Origin of the sequence: Emticicia sp. BO119 (assembly GCF_013912375.1) — a bacterium.
Classification (GTDB): Bacteria; Bacteroidota; Bacteroidia; order Cytophagales; family Spirosomataceae; genus Emticicia.
On sequence record NZ_JACETV010000001.1, the window covers coordinates 1,574,995 to 1,593,758 of the forward strand.

At 34.8% G+C, this 18,764-nt stretch carries 19 protein-coding genes; 1 reads left to right on the forward strand and 18 read right to left on the reverse strand.

The window, feature by feature from the left end; genetic code table 11:
- Window positions 1–21: 21 nt before the first annotated feature.
- The 6 genes from H1R81_RS06720 to H1R81_RS06745 form a co-directional block, all read right to left on the reverse strand.
- Window positions 22–723: a phosphoadenylyl-sulfate reductase gene (locus tag H1R81_RS06720; protein WP_181839892.1), complete on the reverse strand. Its 702-nt coding sequence runs from the start codon at window positions 721–723 to the stop codon at window positions 22–24.
- 12 nt (window positions 724–735) lie between these two features.
- Window positions 736–1,617 (reverse strand): sulfite exporter TauE/SafE family protein, encoded by an 882-nt coding sequence (locus tag H1R81_RS06725; protein WP_181839893.1) that lies wholly within the window; start codon window positions 1,615–1,617, stop codon window positions 736–738.
- Window positions 1,618–1,636: 19 nt separating this feature from the next.
- Window positions 1,637–2,443, reverse strand: coding sequence for a uroporphyrinogen-III C-methyltransferase (gene cobA, locus H1R81_RS06730; protein ID WP_229251057.1), 807 nt, complete (start codon window positions 2,441–2,443; stop codon window positions 1,637–1,639).
- Window positions 2,440–4,530, reverse strand: coding sequence for a HEPN domain-containing protein (locus H1R81_RS06735; protein ID WP_181839895.1), 2,091 nt, complete (start codon window positions 4,528–4,530; stop codon window positions 2,440–2,442). Before H1R81_RS06735 ends, cobA begins: the two co-directional genes overlap by 4 nt.
- A gap of 185 nt (window positions 4,531–4,715) precedes the next feature.
- Window positions 4,716–5,708, reverse strand: a complete 993-nt coding sequence (locus H1R81_RS06740) for a bestrophin family protein (RefSeq protein ID WP_181839896.1) — start codon at window positions 5,706–5,708, stop codon at window positions 4,716–4,718.
- A 24-nt stretch (window positions 5,709–5,732) separates the two neighbouring features.
- Complete coding sequence (locus tag H1R81_RS06745) at window positions 5,733–6,260, reverse strand: class I SAM-dependent methyltransferase (RefSeq protein ID WP_181839897.1); 528 nt, start codon at window positions 6,258–6,260, stop codon at window positions 5,733–5,735.
- Between the two features lie 139 nt (window positions 6,261–6,399).
- Here H1R81_RS06745 and H1R81_RS06750 point away from each other — a divergent pair, with 139 nt between their 5' ends.
- On the forward strand, window positions 6,400–6,930 hold the full coding sequence (locus H1R81_RS06750) for a thioesterase family protein (RefSeq protein WP_181840011.1): 531 nt from the start codon (window positions 6,400–6,402) through the stop codon (window positions 6,928–6,930).
- A 6-nt stretch (window positions 6,931–6,936) separates the two neighbouring features.
- Here the strand turns inward: H1R81_RS06750 and H1R81_RS06755 are convergent, their stop codons facing one another.
- The 12 genes from H1R81_RS06755 to H1R81_RS06810 form a co-directional block, all read right to left on the reverse strand.
- Window positions 6,937–7,848, reverse strand: coding sequence for a ribonuclease Z (locus H1R81_RS06755; RefSeq protein WP_181839898.1), 912 nt, complete (start codon window positions 7,846–7,848; stop codon window positions 6,937–6,939).
- Between the two features lie 95 nt (window positions 7,849–7,943).
- Window positions 7,944–8,366 carry an STAS domain-containing protein gene (locus tag H1R81_RS06760; protein ID WP_181839899.1) on the reverse strand — a complete coding sequence of 141 codons (423 nt, stop codon included), beginning with the start codon at window positions 8,364–8,366 and terminating at the stop codon, window positions 7,944–7,946.
- Between the two features lie 58 nt (window positions 8,367–8,424).
- Window positions 8,425–9,297 carry a hypothetical protein gene (locus H1R81_RS06765; RefSeq protein WP_181839900.1) on the reverse strand — a complete coding sequence of 291 codons (873 nt, stop codon included), beginning with the start codon at window positions 9,295–9,297 and terminating at the stop codon, window positions 8,425–8,427.
- Window positions 9,298–9,329: 32 nt separating this feature from the next.
- Window positions 9,330–10,370 (reverse strand): glycosyltransferase family 9 protein, encoded by a 1,041-nt coding sequence (locus tag H1R81_RS06770; RefSeq protein ID WP_181839901.1) that lies wholly within the window; start codon window positions 10,368–10,370, stop codon window positions 9,330–9,332.
- A gap of 6 nt (window positions 10,371–10,376) precedes the next feature.
- Window positions 10,377–11,357 (reverse strand): glycosyltransferase, encoded by a 981-nt coding sequence (locus tag H1R81_RS06775; protein ID WP_181839902.1) that lies wholly within the window; start codon window positions 11,355–11,357, stop codon window positions 10,377–10,379.
- Window positions 11,358–11,372: 15 nt separating this feature from the next.
- The gene (locus H1R81_RS06780; RefSeq protein ID WP_255463040.1) at window positions 11,373–12,539 is read right to left on the reverse strand and encodes a glycosyltransferase family 4 protein; all 1,167 of its coding nucleotides are present in this window, start codon (window positions 12,537–12,539) and stop codon (window positions 11,373–11,375) included.
- A gap of 102 nt (window positions 12,540–12,641) precedes the next feature.
- Window positions 12,642–13,226, reverse strand: a complete 585-nt coding sequence (gene lpcA / locus H1R81_RS06785) for a D-sedoheptulose 7-phosphate isomerase (protein ID WP_181839904.1) — start codon at window positions 13,224–13,226, stop codon at window positions 12,642–12,644.
- 14 nt (window positions 13,227–13,240) lie between these two features.
- Window positions 13,241–14,347, reverse strand: a complete 1,107-nt coding sequence (locus H1R81_RS06790) for a glycosyltransferase family 4 protein (protein WP_181839905.1) — start codon at window positions 14,345–14,347, stop codon at window positions 13,241–13,243.
- Window positions 14,344–15,333: a glycosyltransferase family 2 protein gene (locus H1R81_RS06795; RefSeq protein WP_220275174.1), complete on the reverse strand. Its 990-nt coding sequence runs from the start codon at window positions 15,331–15,333 to the stop codon at window positions 14,344–14,346. Before H1R81_RS06795 ends, H1R81_RS06790 begins: the two co-directional genes overlap by 4 nt.
- A gap of 26 nt (window positions 15,334–15,359) precedes the next feature.
- Entirely contained in the window at window positions 15,360–16,436 is a 1,077-nt protein-coding gene (locus tag H1R81_RS06800; RefSeq protein WP_181839906.1) for a DegT/DnrJ/EryC1/StrS aminotransferase family protein, read from the reverse strand.
- A gap of 208 nt (window positions 16,437–16,644) precedes the next feature.
- Complete coding sequence (locus H1R81_RS06805) at window positions 16,645–17,889, reverse strand: ABC transporter ATP-binding protein (protein WP_181839907.1); 1,245 nt, start codon at window positions 17,887–17,889, stop codon at window positions 16,645–16,647.
- Between the two features lie 25 nt (window positions 17,890–17,914).
- On the reverse strand, window positions 17,915–18,751 hold the full coding sequence (locus H1R81_RS06810) for an ABC transporter permease (RefSeq protein WP_181839908.1): 837 nt from the start codon (window positions 18,749–18,751) through the stop codon (window positions 17,915–17,917).
- Window positions 18,752–18,764: the final 13 nt, after the last annotated feature.

Below are 18,764 nucleotides of genomic sequence, written 5' to 3' on the forward strand. Positions count from 1 at the left end.
TTTTACTCATCAAGGCGCAATTTACGAAACTTGATGCAAACCACATTCTTTTTTTGATTCTTCCCACCACCAACGACCAGCTCTTGGGTGTTCACCAGGTTCAATGGCTCGGGTACAAGGTAAACAACCAATACTCACAAAGCCTTTTTTATGAAGAGGATTATCCGGAACTCTATTGGCAGAAATATATTCAAGTATCTGGTCATACGTCCAGTGAATCAATGGATTGAATTTCCATACATTGTTTCCACCATCCCATTCCCATATTTTCATATCATTTCTATTCTCTGACTGCTCGGCTCTTAAACCTGTTATCCATACTTCTGCACCTGATAAAGCCCTTTTTAACGGCTCAATTTTTCTGATACCACAACATTCTTTCCTATTTTCAATCGATTCATAGAAACTATTAAAGCCCTTTTCTGTTACTAATTTCTGTACCTTATCAGTATTCGGGAAATAGGTTTCTATAGGCTGTTTATAGCGAGCCCTTGTTCTGTCCATTAGTTCGTAAGTATCCTGAAAAAGCCTTCCGGTATCTAATGTAAATACTTTGATATTCAATGGAGCCTGGCTAATTGTATTTTTAAAAATAGCGTGAGTAATAACCTGGTCTTCTTGTCCGAAAGACGTAGAAAATACTACTTTACCCGGAAATTGATTAGCTATAAAGTTGAGTCCTTCGTCTAATGAAAGTTTTTCTAAAATATCTGTATTGACCATCTTAACTATGAATTAAAACCAAACCTTAATTATATTGTAGATGCTTAAACCTACAACTAAGGTTCCTACAATTAGCATAATTGTCTTTGGTGGAAATAGTTTCACTAAAAATGCCCCAAGTGGTGCTGCAAGAACACCTCCCAGAATAAGCCCTGCAATGGGTTGCCATGCCTGGATATCGATAAAAAGCATAAAAATACCGGTGCTGAAAAATGCTACAAAGAACTCGGCAGTATTTACGGTTCCGATTGCTTCCTTAGGGGCATTACCTTTATTAATCAGATTGGAGGTTACCAATGGCCCCCAACCACCACCACCAATTGAATCAAAGAAACCACCAACTAAACCTAAAATTCCTAAATTTTTATTGGTTGGTGTACTTGGTCGCTTTTTAAAAGCTTTAATGATTATAATGATACCAAGCCCTACTAAATATAAAGAGATATATGGGCGGATAACTTTACCATCAATCACCTCAGAAATTAAGTAAGCCCCAATCATCGAACCGATTACACCTGTAATAACAATTCTGAAAAAAAGTTTTTTATCGATGTTTCCAAAATATAAGTGCGAAAGACCAGATACCCCTGTTGTAAATACCTCGGCTGTATGTACGCTTGCAGTTGCATAAGCGGGAGGTACACCTACACCTAAAAGCATGGAAGTACAAGTAGCTCCGTAGGCCATTCCTAAGGCACCATCTACCAATTGTGCTAAAAAACCAACCCCTACATAATAAAAGAAGAGGTTATTAACACCCCATTGGAATGAGTGGATACTGGCAAAAATACGATAAGCCAATACACCGATCAATAAAACCTTTAAGGCAAGTATTGCAATAGCAATATATTTCAGTCCAATTCTGGCACTTAGAGCGTTTGCGATTCTTTCCATTTACCTTAAGTTTCTTGTCTTAGTTTGTTTTATTTTTTCCAGAGTATTGCTGACCAAGATAGCAAAGGTGCTGAACGCTGTTTTGTTTCACCACTTCACCAATCATGATAATAGCCGGATTACTTAATAAATGATTCTTGGCAATTGTTTCAAGATCTTTCACCTCTCCGATACCAATTTTCTGCTCTGCTGTTGAAGCTTGTTGAATAATAGCAGCTGGAGTGTATGGGAATCCCTCTTCTCTGAAAATCTGAGCAATCTGCGATAACTTTTTCATACCCATTAAAATCACAACTGTTGCATTAGAGTGTGCCGCAAGTCTGATATCTTTTGATAAAGATTGGTCTGATTTAGTGCCTGTAATTACCCAGAAACTATCTGCAACGCCGCGTGCAGTAAGCGGAATTTCATAAAAACCACCTGAAAGGATGCTTGATACACCTGGTATGTAAGCGGTTTCAATACCTCGGGATTTAGCATAAGCTATCTCTTCATTGCCACGACCAAAAATAAATGGGTCTCCGCCCTTGAGACGCACCACATGGCCTTTTTCAAAAGCTTTCTCTACAATTAAAAAGTTAATACTATCCTGACTGACACTCTTTTCATAGCCACGCTTGCCCACATAAATACGTTCGCAAACAGGGTGGCAATATTCCAATAAATCTTCATTAATCAGAGCATCATATAACACCACATCAGCCTGACGTAAAATATTAATCGCCTTAAGAGTAATCAACTCAGGATCACCCAACCCCGCACCTACAACAGTAAGTTTCGGCATAGGATGAGAGCTGCCAGACTTTATTTCAAAATTATTTGTCATGCTTCAACTGTAACAGTTTTATTCGCCTCTCTCCAACTGATAGATTCTTTTAAGAAGTTTTCTGATTCAGAAATATAGTCAATAGCAAAAACCTGACTTGGCTCATTCTGATTGATTTGTAAGACTTGCTCTTTGAAATTGATACCAAATTCTTCGCCATAGTTTTTATCAAATTCAGAAATAACACCATGTTGTGTACTACTATTAATATTTCTATCTAATAAAAGTGCTTTAGCAGTATTTACTTGTGACTGATACGCGTAGTAAATAGCGTCTGCCCACCTATTTTCATTGAATGCGTCTTTAGCCCATGCAATTTTTTCTTCAGATTCGTAAAAAAGGGTAGCAACCAGGTCAATAATTACACTGGCACACTCACCCACACCAATTTCAGTCTGGAATAATTCGTCACGACCCCAGTCAACAAAATCTGTATCAATGAGTGTAGTTAAATCAGCTAATGGCTTTAATAATGCATAAAAGTATTTTTCTCCCTGACGATCATAATAATCGTTAAAATACTCACCGTCCAAACCGTTTTTCTCGTAATCATTTAAAACGATTCTCAAAACCTGAGGTCCTCTTTTACTCGGAACTTTAATTACTTTATCAGCAATTCTACCTTCACCATTTCCTGTAATACCACCACCTAACAATACTTGCAAAGCAGGCAGAACCTTTCCGGCTGATTTTAATGAGCTTCCGTGAAAACCTATATGTGCCATACTGTGCTGACCACAGGCATTCATACACCCAGATATTTTTATCTGCATATTGGTTTCCTCTACTAATTCAGGGAAATCTTCACGCAATACTTTTTCAAATTCAAGTGTGATTTTAGTACTATCAGAAATCGCAAGATTACAAGTATCAGTACCAGGACAAGCCGTAATATTTGCAATACTGTTTGCGCCCGGAGCAGCTAAATTATGTTCGCTTAAGACACTAAAGAGATAAGGTAAGTCTTTGACTTGAACAAATCTGAATAGCAATCCCTGATTCACGGTTACTCTTATATCATCAGCTATGTAAGGTCTTAATTTCTCTATCAAACTTCGTGATACTTCACTTGAAATATCACCCAATGGGATTCTTACAAATACACCAAAATAACCTGCCTGCTTTTGTGCAAAGACATTGGTTTTATACCAGTCTTTATATTCTTCAGTTATATTTTCTTGTATTTCTTGCAGTTTAGGAGTTGTAAAATTGTATTGAAATTCAGGTTTTTCTGTATCCACCTTATAAGCTTTAACTTTCAGAGCGGTTTTTTCAATCTCAACCAATCTCATAAACTCCTCAAAACCTATTTTTGCTATCAGGAACTTCATACGTGCTTTATGGCGCGAATTTCTTTCACCATAACGGTCAAAGACTCTGATAACTGCCTCAATAAATGGAATGATTAAATCTTCTTCCAAAAACTCATAAGCTAAATAAGCTAATTGAGGTTGGGCCCCCAAACCACCACCTAACATTACCTTGAAACCTCTTTTGCCATCCTGAATTTTCGGAATAAAACCTAAGTCATGAATAAAAGTTATAGCGGTATCATCGTCAGTGTTTGAGAAGGCGATTTTGAACTTACGCCCCATTTCCTGACAGACAGGATTTCTCAGAAAATACTCAAATGCCGAGTGAGTATAAGGTGTAATATCGAAGGGTTCTTTAGGGTCTATACCAGCTGTAGGGGAGCCTGTAATGTTTCTTACAGTATTACCACAAGCCTCACGAAGTGTAATTTTATCCTTTTCTAATTTCGACCAAAGTTCAGGGGTTTTGTCAAGGCTCACAAAGTGAATCTGTATATCCTGACGTGTTGTAAGATGTAGATTACCAGTTGCATATTCGTCAGAAATATCAGCAATCCGTTTCCATTGATTCAAAGTCATTTTACCATATGGTAATTTGATTCTTACCATTTGCACACCTTGCTGACGCTGACCGTAAACCCCTCTTGCCAAACGTAGGCTACGGAATTTTTCTTCATGAATTTTTCCTTCACGGAAGAGCCTGATTTTACGCTCTAAATCAATAATGTCTTTTTCAACAAGTGGATTTTCTAATTCTGTACGAAAACTTTGCATGATAATCTGATTTTAAATTGCAAATATACATAAATCCTATAATAATTATAGACTATATGGATAAAAAGTTTAAATTTTTTACAAATAGTTGATAATTAGGAGATTGTGGTTTTACTAAGCGAAGTAAATTACCAAAACCTAATTTTATTTACTAACTTATTCGTTTTGGAATTAGTTTCATGTTATTACATTAATATATTATGTATAGGTTGAACAGGAAGTGGAAGTTCTTTTTCATCAAGCATTTCTCTTAAATCAATTTCAATGGTTCTACTCATAGAGGTTATTGGAATATCGTTAGCCCCACCTTCAAATGGATTCTCAGTACTTTCACCAACTTTCTCCATTGCCATAAAAACCCATGAAACAACAATACCAAAAGGAATGGTAAGCCAAACCAAATGTTCACCTAATTTTTCAAATTCTCTAAGCATTCCGAAGGGAACAAGTATCATAAATAAACGTACAAAAAACAGATTTATAGATGCGAATTGTCTCGGATACGGGAAGTTTTTGATACGCTCACATTTACCCTGTTGTTCATAGAGGTTTACCAGCATATTTTCTAATTCAATATAATTTAAAGGCTCAATTAATCCTTTTTCTTTTAATTCTCTCAAATGTTTAGATTGCAGACTAATAATATGCGTGGCACGATTCTTTTTACTCAATACATAAGCACATTCTTCCTGAGATAAAAGCTTGTTCAACTCATCCTCCATATTATTAACCTTTTCAGGGATTACAAAATATCTTGCGTATTCTCTATTATAAACTTTGTTAGTATTTTCCCAGTTACGACTTTCCCTCAGTTGATAACGTAGAGCTGTCAACCACGATATATGTCTATAAAGTAATTGTTGATGAATATTTTCTGTAGAATCATTCTTTACAAAATCTTTTACAAGAATACCCCAACCTCTACTACTATTGACAATAGCACCCCAGATTTGTCTTGCTTCCCATGACCTGTTATAAGTTTGGGTATTTTTAAAACCAACAATAAATGCAGCAGCAGTCCCAACCAAAGCAATAGGAACCCAAGGTATTGCAATCCACTTTTGCCCCAAATACTCATATATAATAGTGGATATTATAGTTATAGCTGCGATTGTGTAAATTTCTCTTCGAGTCCAGTAAAGAAATTCTTTGAGGGGATAAATTCTTCCTACATTCATATTCTTTAAATTTTTGATACTATTTTAAGCTTGAATTAAAGCGGCATACATTTGCCTGTTACCATAAACTGAAGGTCTTGAATTTAATTTTATGATACTTCTATAGCCTGATTTTAAAAATAAAGCTTTCAATGATTGAAAGTCGATAGGGTAAGGTACCCAGATATTCGAAGAATTAGTGTCATACTCGATAATTAAAAAAAAGGCGTGAGTATTCAGGTGGACTTTAAGTCTTTCAAGGAAAGTTTCCTTATCTTTTACAAAATGTAACGAGTTTGCCATTAAAACTCCTTCAATATGATTAAGAGGCAAATGGGTATTAACAAAATCAAGAGTTAGTTTTTTTATGTTTACCTGATGAAAGCTTTCAGGAATTTTATTTATGGCTGTGCTATTATAGTCAATTGCGAATATAGTACTTGATTTATCTAAAATACTTGCTAATGCCAGAGTAAAAGTACCTGACCCGCAACCTAAGTCTACCCAGATTTTTTTATTTTTTGTTGAAAAATCATCATGTGTAATGAATTGTATGGCATCTTTTAAATCCATATCGATTTAGAATGAAATTACTGAACGAGTTAAACAAGGAATGCAAGATAGAGAAATTTCAGAAAAACATTTGTTATGGTGTAAATTTTGAGGGAAATAAAAACTATTCATATTTTTGAGAAAAATTATTATTGATTGTATGTTTGAAAAAATCAACGAGAAAGAGCTACCCAAAGTTACAGAATCTAAAGCCATTATACGTTTTCAGGATTGCGATCCTTTGCAGCATCTGAACAACTCAAAATATTTTGACTATTATTTTAATGCCCGCGAAGATCAGGTTGCCAAACTTTATGGTTTCAAGTTTTCAGAAGTGTTCAAAAACTATAAAACAAGCTGGGTTGTCTATCAGCATCAGATAGCATATATTCGCCCAGCGGTTGTAAGCGAATGGGTGAAAATCTTTTCAAGAGTCATTTATTTTGATGCCGACACTTTGATTACCGAATATTTTATGACTGACGAAAATATGAGTGAACTAAAGAATTTTATGTGGACTACCAGTAAATATGTAAGTGTAGAAACAGGTAGGAGAGTACCTCATCAAAAGGATATTATGCAATACCTTTCAGCTACTTGTGAAAAAGACGTAAATTTTAAAGAAATCAGTTTTAATGAGCGCATTAAATCGGTAAAACAAGAATTACTACTTAAACAAGCTTCTTTGTAAATAGGCCTACAATTTGAAAGTAAGCCCTTCCTGGGCTAATTCTGTATTATCAAAAACGGCTTTTGCTTCTGATAAATGAGTCTCTAAGGTTTTATAGCGGGACGAGTAATGCCCTATAATCAACTGTTTTGCATTTGATTTTTGGGCAATAGTAGCTGCCTGGCTTGCTGTAGAGTGGTTGGTCTGAATGGCTCTTTTTAACTCAGCCTCGAGAAAAGTTGCTTCATGAAAAATTGTATCGACATTTTGCAGTTGTGGGATAATCGATTCATTATAAGCTGTATCGGAGCAATAGGCAAATGATTTAGGCGCTATTCCGGCAATTGTATAATCTTCGTTTTTATAGATAACGCCTGTTAACGGGTCTTCAATATCATAGCCTTCTTTTAGTTTTTTGATATAAGGAATCGGAAAGTTTGCGGGTAGTTTTTCAGCTAACAATTTTCTTTTAGATGGCTTGGTTCTGAATAAAAAGCCACAACAATCTATACGATGAATCAAAGGAATTGTTTCAACAGTTAATGAAGGGGTTTCAAGAATAATATTAATTCCAGAAGTATCAGTAGCTACAAAATTAATCTTGAAATGCAGAAATGTGTGCGAATATTTGAATTGGGTTGTCAGAATTTCGGCTAACTCCTTAGGTCCATAAATTGTAAGATCATCTTTTCTCTGATTCAGATTCCAGCTTGAAAGAAGTCCAATTAAACCAAAATAATGATCTCCGTGTAGATGGCTGATAAAAATATGCCTGATACGATAAGTACGAACCTTGTGTTCTAATAAACGGAATTGTGTACCTTCGCCACAATCAATTAAAAAATGTTCATTTTCAAAAGTTAAGAGATAGGCCGATGGATTGTGTTCGAGTACTGGGGTTGCCGAGCCTGTACCAAGTATTAAGAGTTCAAAATTCATAACCCCTTGCCCCTTAAGGGGTATTTTTTAGCGATATATTAAATCTGGGTTGATTGAGATATAATTGAACAGTAAGAAGCTGAGTGGTTCAGGTTTTAGTATTTCTCTTCCTGAAAACCATTTTCCTCTCCTAAATCAAATTCATCATCATTTTCCTCACGAAAATCATTCTCAAGATCATTCATAAACACTGCGTCAATTCCTTCATCAACTGTAGGAAGTATCACCAACTCAGGTATCTTGGCTGAATCAATTTCATCAATTACATCATCTTCTTTTGTACAAATTACAAAAAGTCCTTGTTCCGCTCTGCATACGCGTGTGACTTTTCTTATCAAAGAAAGCCCATCACTATCAACATCAGTAACTTTCGTAAAATCAACTACCATATTTGTGTAGCCTTCTCGATAAAGCTGAACGACTAATTTTTCAAAAGGGGGAGCAATCTCAACTCCAAAGGTTGTTTCGTCTAATGAGATAAGTGCGTATTGCTCTGTCTTATCAATTTTGTAATTCATAAAATAAACTAATGTATTTTGCAAAGTTAAGTGAAAATTTTACTTTCAATCAATTGAATCAAATCATATCAACTAATTTGTCGATAAAGCTATTGATTTTTCTGATATTCGAGGCAAATTGTTTGCTGATTTTTTTGCTTTTGGGGTTAGGAAGACCATAAAAAGGCAAAGTCGGTCTAATCGGATATTTTTTGATTTCCTTTTTGTAATCAGGCCAATATTTCATTCCTTTAAAATTGACCGAGATAATTTCTTTCGAATTAACGGTGTTATTTGTTTTGTCAATTACTCTTTCAGGCAAATTCCATGCCCCAATATTTAAGCCCTCATGTTTTTCAATGAGTACATTTTGGTAAAAGTTTGGTACGTGTTCTAACCATAACTGATCGGTATTCATACCCTTGCACAAGTCAGTATAACCTTTATTGGCCGTATTGTTTCCCCACCAGTCAAGGAAACTAAATACTTCTTCTGATTTTCTTAACGCTAAAAAACCTGAGTGAAAAATACCTGTATTTAACACCTGTTTTTCGTCAGGGTGAACTCCTGCATGAATCAATTGAGGTACTATAATAATTGTATAATTATTCAGGTTTTCTTTAATAAAATCGACAGAACCCCGTAATTGGCTTGTGCAATCAAAATAAACAACTTTATCAGATTGTTTTAAAAAATATTTCGCAAAAAATGGCTTGCAATTGGCCAAGAGCTCATTCGACGTATATTGTTTCGCCATTTCTGCAAAATAGCTTATTTCTAAAGTATGTACTTCTATTACGGGATACCTAACTTTAAAGTTGCTTGGTATTCTTTCCTTTTTATCAATCAGACCAATAAAAAAATCAGCATTGGGGTGATATAATTGTATAGAGTCGGCAAGCCCGTGAGCTTCTGGTAATTGATTGATATGACAAAGTGTAAAAAATAGCATACAGAAAAATGTTAAAAGCCATTGTATGACAATTAACTTAAATTTTGAGTAAAAGGTAATAGTTTATGGTGCCAAATAGCTTCAATTACTTTTTCAACAGGAATTTCAGAACTTGGTCCTTCAGTATTTCGCAAAATTAAGGCATTTTCTCCAGACTTATATTTTCCAGAATAAGGAATATGATTTATAAAGTCTGCTAACTTGCCGATCATGATAATACCGAAAGTACCCACTGCATTAGCAAGATGAGCAGGACCACTGTCAATGCCAATAAATAATATTGCTCTTTTGATAACTTCTCCGGTTTCCAACAGATTCAGTTTTCCACAAAGATTAACATATTGATTGCTATTGATAGTTAAATCACTTCTTAAACCTACTTCAACAATACTGTAATCAGTTTTACCAATCATATAATTGATTAATTTCTCCCATTTCGGGCTATCCCAGTTTCTACTGTTTTGCGCAGACTGGCAATGAATTACCATGAAATTCTTAGGTAATTGTAATGAATCAACTTTTGCACAATGTTCGTCTGCAATAAATAAGTTTGGGGCTAAGTCTTCAACTGGTATTCCACCAATTTTTTGCTGAACTGTTAGTAGATTTCCTTGAAAATAATAATTATTAATTGTTATACCTTTTGCTTCAGCTACTGGATTCTCTACATAAGTATTACAGATAGAGCAATAACTGTTATTACGGAATTGTAGATTATACAGCAGATCGAAAATGTCTGAATTAATTAACAAGCGTCTTTGATTAGCACAAAATTCCTCTATGATACCGTTTAAATTAGGATTATTTATTAATAATTCTCTAAATACCGGCTTAACTATCCAAAGAATATAAGCTTCAGGGTGTAATTTTCTGATTTGTCTGGTTATTGGTTCACCTGCTACAATATCCCCAAATTGCTGGGTAAGGACAATTGCAACAATTTTCTTTTTCCTTGAGAATCTGATTTTTAAAAATAAGATTCTGAAATAGACTTTTAAAAAATGCAGGTAAACTTTAAGTAAATGAGTATATTTATGATACCGATGTTGCCAGAGCTCAATAAATTTTTGCATATAATATTAAGACTCAATTATTTGAGCTAATTTTTCTAAGGGCATTTTTAAATATTTTCTTACCCGCAAATATCGTTTTATTTTAGGAGGTTTGATATAATCACATCTAAAATGTTTCCAGTACAATTCGTTGTTTTTTAATAGCTCATTTTTATATAATTCAAATAATGGAACTATATCCTTGCGTTCTTCAAAATTAATTCGATTCTGGTATTTTGATACCTCATTGGGTTTAGCTATAAGATAACCACTGTAATGAAAAAACTGTAGAGGAATAGATTTATTGATAAGCCATTTACCATCAATTTGAGTACAAAGTCTTTCATGTAAATTCCAGTATGCTACATTATAGCCCAAATGTTTGTTTATTAAAACCTTATCGAAGTAAACAGGAAAGAATTCAGCCCAATGCTGGTCAACAAAAAGCCCATGACATAAATCAATCAGGCATTCTTTTTCAAGTTTATCACACCACCACATTACCATTCTTTGAGTAGTCTCAGAACGTCGCATTGCCACAAATCCAAAGTTAAAAATACCAGTATTTACAACATCTTCTTCATTTTGCCACTTATCATCATTGTAGGGAGTTATAAGATGAGGTGTAACAATAATATTGAATTTCTCCAAGTTTTCTTCTAAGTGATTGAGTTTGTCAAATACAATTATATCTGGATCAAAATAAATAATATTATCAACTTCAGAGTGATTTTTTAAGAAGTAATCAATGTAATACGGCTTCACAGCTGTATTTAATTCAGTAATATCGTATCGCTCACACATTTCTGACAAATCGACAATATTGATTTTGTCGAGTTCTAAAAGAGGGTATTCCGGCAGCTTATTCTTGTCAATATCTTTAGTTTCCAGCTTGTCTACTAAACCAATTATAAATTTGATATGTGGATTATGAAGTTTAAGTGAATCGCCCAAGGTGTGTGCCTGCGCAAGGTAATTGACTGAACAAAGTGTAAATGCAAGTGTCATGCGAGATGAAGTCTTTTAAGAGAGATTTTCTAATAATTTTTCAATTTTCAGTATAGAATTCTCGAAACTATATTGGGTAAGGACTTTATCTTTAGCTCTTTTTCCCAAATGAGTTTTCGGATTTTGTTTGTACTCAGAAACTGCTTTTGACATAGCCGGAATATCGAGGTAGGGGAAAAGCTGACCAGCATCTTGTTCGATAAACTCTGAGCACCCACCTGTCTTTTCAAATCCAAAAATAGTTCTTTCTAATAAAGCAGATTCCAACATTACTAACGGGAAAGGGTCTTCACGCGATACAATAACAAATATATCGAAACACGTGATTAATTCTATGGCTTCCGGTGTTGGCTCAATGAGAGTGACTTTATTTTCAATACCCATTTTTTTTACATCAAATAGCACCTGTTCATAATAATCACCTTCTTTTCTGACACCTACCCAAGCGAAATGAATATCAACATCCAAATTATGAAGCAAGTTCTTGGCTAATAATGCAAAAATATCTAAACCTTTTCTCCATTCTGCATTACCACAACCACCAATTACAAAGGCATTTTCAGGAATCTGGTATTTTTTTCTAATTTCTATATGATTGGTAACGGCTGCTCGATTCAAAACCTCTTCATTATTTACAAAGGAATGAATTACTTCCACTTTATCTTCAGAGAGATGATGGTTCTGAATAATGTTATCAGCTACTGCTTGAGAGCAAGCAATGAGTTTGGTAGTGTGGCTGAATAAGAAATCTCTGTTTTCAGCAGAAGAGTATAGTTGAATTGAAAATTCTAACTCATGTATATGTGTAATGACAGGAATTTTCAAATAAGAAAGCAATTCCGGCATTACCCAAGCCGTTGCTATTGTATTGGTATAAATGCAGTCAAAATTCTGGCTTAATAATTTAATTTTTAAGTCTTCTCTTGCCTTTTGGATAGGATTATTGTCCTTTAATCCAAATTTATTTAGAACTTTATTGGGGAAATTTATAGGGGTATTTGAAATTGCCTGAGGATATTTTGAAATGGGACAAATCTTAGCAAAATCATTTTCTAAAGCCCCCTCGCCTAATAATAGCAAGTGCATAGGCATCTGTTTTTTTTGAAAATATTGCATAATATTTAACAAAAAAATCTGCGCCCCGGCACGGTTAGCATCATGACTTATGAAAAGAATTTTCATAAATAGAATTGAGTAATTTATTCTGAACTTTGATTTACGTGCTTTATATGGTTGATTTTTTCATCGTAATCACTTAATCAGATAAATCAAAGTTCAAGATATTCAATTATTTATAACCATTTTCTCAATTAAAAGCATGAGAATATGAATGACTTTGATATGAATTTCCTGAATACGGTCGGCATATCCAAAATGAGGTACGATTATTTCTACATCGGCGGTGCCTTTTAATTTACCACCATCTTTACCTGAAAATATTACTATTTTCATGCCCTTCTCTCTGGCGGCTTTCACAGCATTGATGATATTCTTTGAGTTACCACTGGTGCTAAGTCCCAAAAGAACATCACCTTCGTTTCCTAACCCCTCAATAAACCTCGAAAAAATAAAGTCAAAACCATAATCATTCCCAACACAAGAGATATGACTTGCGTCTGAAATGGCTATTGCTGCTAATGACCTGCGATTTTCTCTATAACGGCCTGACAATTCTTCAGCGAAGTGCATGGCATCACAATGTGAACCTCCATTCCCACATGAAATGATTTTCTTACCCTCTCTTAGCGAATCAGCCATCAAGATAGCGGCAGCTTCTATATTTTTAATGTTTTCTTCCGATGAAATAAAATTATCAAGCACTTTTTGTGCTTCTTTTAATTCGCTTAAAATATTAGTCAGATTATCCATTTTAATTAATCCTGTTAATTTTCATTAAAAAATTTTACCCACTTATTAATCTGATTTTTTATATCAAAATCTAAAGCACGGTTTTTTAATACTTCTTTGCTAATTTCAGTCTCTTCATTCTGAATTTTAATCATTGCTTCTGCCAAATCTTTAGGATTAAAACTTTTTACCACGGTACCCATTCCTTTGACCGAAAATTCAGCAATGCCGCCAGAGTCGAAACCTGCAATGGGTTTTTGTAAAAAGGCAGCTTCTATCATAACCAAAGGGAAGGGGTCTTCTCTTGCCAATAAAACGAATCCATCTGCTAAATTAAGGTAATCGTAGTATTCGCTTGACTTCTCACCAATTTGTATAAAGTTCAATTTTTCCTTTTTCGTCCTTTGTTCCAGATAATGGAGTACTCCCGTTTTTTTTATATTTCCCAGCCACAGTAAATAGGTATTCCGGGGCAGGCCTGCTAATAAATCTAAGGCTAAATCATAACCTTTACGCAAATTCATTGAGCCAGACATTAACCAGATATAAGCGTCTTTGGGAATATTCAGTTTCTGTCTTAAATCCAGTGGATTTTGTTGGACATGAATCTTTTTCGTATCTATAAATGAATGTAGTAACACAGTATTTGCATAACCCATTTGTCTGATTCTTTGCTCAACAATAGCTGAACAGCAAATGATTTTTTCTGCATTATCAAATTGAAACCTGAAATCATCATAGACTATTTCGTCATATACGCTTACCAATTCATGTACGTGCAAATGGTAGGGTATCTTAAGACTTTTGGCTAATCGGGCAAAGCGAGGCATTGTAAGTGTGTTCAGATACCATTTATCCGCCTTGACTTTTTTTTGAATTTTTAGAACCCGCGATTCTTCTGGTGTTCGTTTAAGCAGTTGATAATAGACACCCTCATAAATTTTATACAGGAACCCTCTTTTGGTTTTGTTAACAAAGGTTAAATCAGCAGTTGAATCATTTGCAAAAAGTTCTCCATTCTGGCAACTATAAATAACAGACCTGATTTTACCCGACAAGTGTTTAAGGAGATACCAGATAAGCATTTCTGAACCTGTTCGACCTCCTGTAGGGGTAATAAATAGAATGGTTTTCTGATTCATTTAAGTTTATAGAAAGTAGGTTTTCTTAGTATAATTCTCCAGAAAAACCGTGAAAAAATACCAATAGTACCAGCAAATCTCTTTTGATTGTTCAATTCATTAAACGGATTTCTGAGTTTCAGCGTATTCGATACAATCTTCATCAGAAAAAAAGTAGGGACCCATAGCCAATAATGCAGCATTAGTAAAAAATATGCTGATGCACCAAACTGTTTACGTATCCACACCAGGTTTGATAATTGAATCTGCTTATCGAATCTATTAAAATAAGTGTAATTCTGAGCTTCTTCATAGCGTTCAGGCTTACTTCCCCATTCTTCATGAATAATCTTGCAGTCTTTAAACACTAATAGCTTACCCAATTTACTCAACCTAAAACCCCATTCCGTGTCTTCTCCATATAAGAAAAACTCCTCATCAAAACCTCCTGTCTTTTCAAATCCCTCTCTTCTCACCATCAGAAAAGCCGCTGCAATATAATCAACTTGCTCTGGGTCTTCATATTTGGTGTAAGGAATTAGTTTGTCTAAGTACTTTCTGAATGAAGGAGGAGTTATCCAGAAATCTTTTCTGAAACTAAAAGTATGATAAAATGCCCTTGGTGTCAGGTCTGGATAGTATTGATAGGCCCCTCCGGCAATAGCATCAATTCGCTTGTCTAAATGCTCCACACACTTGTCAATTACATCTTCAAATAACTTGGTGTCAGAGTTGAGCAATAGAAAGTACCTGCCTTTAGCATTTTTCATGCCCAGATTATTGGCTCTGCCAAACCCGGCATTATAACCCATCGGAATCCATCTGACTTCAGGGAAATACTTTTTTACGTAACCTTCGTCATCACCTTTTGATTGATTATCTACTATAATAATCTCGTAACTAACACGTGTAGTAAATTGCATGATTGTTCTCAAACAATCAACAATCAACTCAGGCGTACGATAATTAACTATAATAACAGATACATCAATCACTAATGTGGCCAATTTGATTTAAGGTGAATAAAGACTTATTAAAGTGTTGCATTGACAATTCTGGCAATTCTTTCAACGTCTTTCAAGTCTAAATCGTAATATAAAGGTAAAGATAATGCCGCTACCGACATTTTTTCAGAAACCGGGCAGGGATTATAAAAATCCAGATAAGGAAGTTGGTTCAATGAAGGATAAAAATAGCGACGTGGTACAATATCTCCTGTCTTAAGAGCTTGTGTTACTTCTATTAATTTTTGTTCCGAAGGTAGCATGACGGGATAATAAGCATAATTATAGACAAATCCTTCAATATTCTGCCTAGGTTGTTTTAGTTTATTCCAATCTAATAATTTGTCATATTTTTCAGAAATAATTCTCCTTTTTTCTATTATGTCAGCTACTCTTGGTAAGTTGCAAAGACCCATGGCAGCGTGAAACTCAGAATTTTTGGCATTAATCCCAATCATGTAATAGTCATCATTTTTATGACCGAAACTTCTATAATGAGCCAATATTTTTGATAATTCATCGTCTTTACAAATCACACAACCACCTTCAATAGTATGAAAGACCTTGGTAGCATGAAAGCTACAAGTAGTTACATCACCAAATGATAATACCGATTTGCCAAAGTATGTAGCACCAAAACAATGCGCTCCATCATAAATTACTTTCAGGTTGTGCTTTTGGGCTATTTTTTCAATCTTTTTTACATCGCAAGGGCGCCCATAAACATGAGTTGCCAGAATAGCAGAAGTTTTTTCAGTAATTGCCTGTTCAATCAGATTAGCGTTTATATTATATGTGTCTGACTCAATATCAACAAAAACAGGTTTTACATTCTCCCACAGGATAGATGTAGTTGTGGCGCAATATGAAAAAGGAGTTGTGATAATTTCGCCCTTCAGATTGAGGGCTTTAATGGCTATTTGCAAAGCAATTGTGCCATTTGTAACATACAAAAGATTTTTAACTCCCAAATAATCTTTTAGTTTATCCTCTAATTCGCGAACCAAAGGTCCGTTATTAGTTAACCATGTATTTTCCCAAATACCCTTAATCTTATCCTGGTATTCTTCAATAGGCGGTAAAAATGATTTCGTTACGTTTATCACTATGTTGAAACAAATGTTTTAGACCGATGAAGTTGAAGAACGCATCTAAATCATATGTGGCACCTAAAATCCTTTAGGTTTAATAATAATTTTTCAGTACGTTCAAAAAAATGTGATTTGCAAATGTAGTTAATATCTGAAAATAATGACGATGATTTTCAGAAACCTTTGGCATGATTTATATCATTTTAATATTAAATGGTACTTATTACACTAAACCATCAACCTTCCATGTCTTTACAGGAATATTTACAGGCCGTATTGCACCCGGCCATTTACCATACCAACTTGTGCCTTCCCTGAAATCTGCTATATCAAAACTGATTGCATCTTCCATAAAAAAAACAGGGTCAGATGTATCTTTTACTATCATTACTGAAATATAATAAGAGCCATCGTTCAGAAAATTACCTGGAATTTCGAGCAACCCCTTAATTAATCCCTTCGAGAAAGTTTTTGATTGACTTCCAACGTTAAAGACACACTCACCGGTCATATTATATAAAAATACACTTAAATTAAGATCAGCTTTTTCAAGCATATTCCAGAATTCAAAGCTTATTTTCAATGGGGTACGAACGTCAATATTTTTGCTGCCATTAATTAGCTCTGGTAATACTTCTATGTGTTTAACCCTCACATAGTCATTGCCAGGGGCATCTTCAGGGGTTCCCCAATTCTGACTAAGCTGAAATTTTGAGATACTGGTCATGTAGTCATGCAAAACTGCACCAACCTCACCGTATTTTATCAAATTTCCCTTTTGTAGAAAAGCAGCCTTATTGCAAAGACCTTGGATCGCTGTGGCATTATGACTTACAAACAGAACAGTTCTACCTCCATTCGATACGTCTTTCATTTTGCCAAGGCATTTTTTTTGAAATTCAGAATCCCCCACGGCTAATACTTCATCAACAATCAAGATTTCAGGCTCCAAGTGAGCAGCAATAGCAAATCCTAAGCGTACATACATACCTGAAGAATATCTTTTTACAGGAGTATCAAGAAATTTTTCAATTCCGGCAAAATCAACTATTTCATCAAATTGCTTTCTGATTTCATCCTGACGCATCCCTAATATCGCGCCATTCAAAAAGATATTTTCTCTGCCAGTTAGCTCAGGGTGAAAGCCTGTACCAACCTCTAATAAACTGGCCATTCGGCCTCTGACTTTTACCTCTCCGTGAGTGGGTTCGGTAATTCTACTTAGAATCTTTAATAAGGTTGATTTTCCGGCACCATTAGAACCCACAATTCCAACTCTATCGCCCTGTTCTATATCAAAACTTACGTTTCTCAATGCCCAGAAAACCTCTCTGGTTTCTTGTTCATCTTTACTGGTAAGAAATTCCTGGACAAAGCCTGTCAGAGTTTCTTTAAGGTTCTGATACTTTTTCTTCTTATGACTAAGTATGTACTTTTTGGAAATATTTTTTATAGAAATTGCTTTCATGCGAAATGCCACTCAGGGTACAATATTATATATAATCGACAAAAGAGTTTTCGTTTTTACGGAAAAACCAAATTGCAAAGATGACTGAAATAGTTACAAATACAAGGGTTGGTATTAAACTTTGCCAATTAAAAGGGGAGTAGTCGCCTAATAAAGACCAACGAAGACCATCAATAGTGCCAACTACCGGATTAAGATTGTAGTAGGGATACCACCAGGCATCTTTTCTCAGCTCGCTGGTATAGCCAACTGGAGAAATGAAGAAACCAAATTGTACAATAAAAGGTATTATCTGGGCAATATCACGGTATTTTACATTAAGAACTGAGGCTATCAGACCAAAACCGAATGCACCCAGATAGGCCAGAAGCATAAACAATGGAGCAAACACAATTTGCCAGTTTGGTGTAAAATGGTAGTAAAAACAAAATACAAAAAACATGGCAAAAGCTATGAGAGCATCTAAAAGTCCTACTAAAAGCGAACTGAATGGTATAATAATTCTTGGAAAATATACTTTAGAAACAAGGTTACTATTACCTACAATACTATTACTGATTTGAGAAAGACATTGTGAAAAGAATAGCCATATAATTACACCCGGAATTACTATTAACATATATGGTAAGGTAGCATCTACTTCCATTTTGGCGATTTTCCCAAAGGCAAAAGTCATTACCAGGGTTGTTAATAGTGGACGAAAAACTGCCCAGGCTATACCCAAGACTGTTTGTTTATAGCGAACCATTACGTCGCGCTTACCTAAAATCCAGAATAATTCTCTTTGCCGCCAGACTTCTCTCCAATAATGCAATGCTGATTTACCTGCCTTAATTACTATTTCGTTTTCTGATTTTTTCATTCACAATACTTAT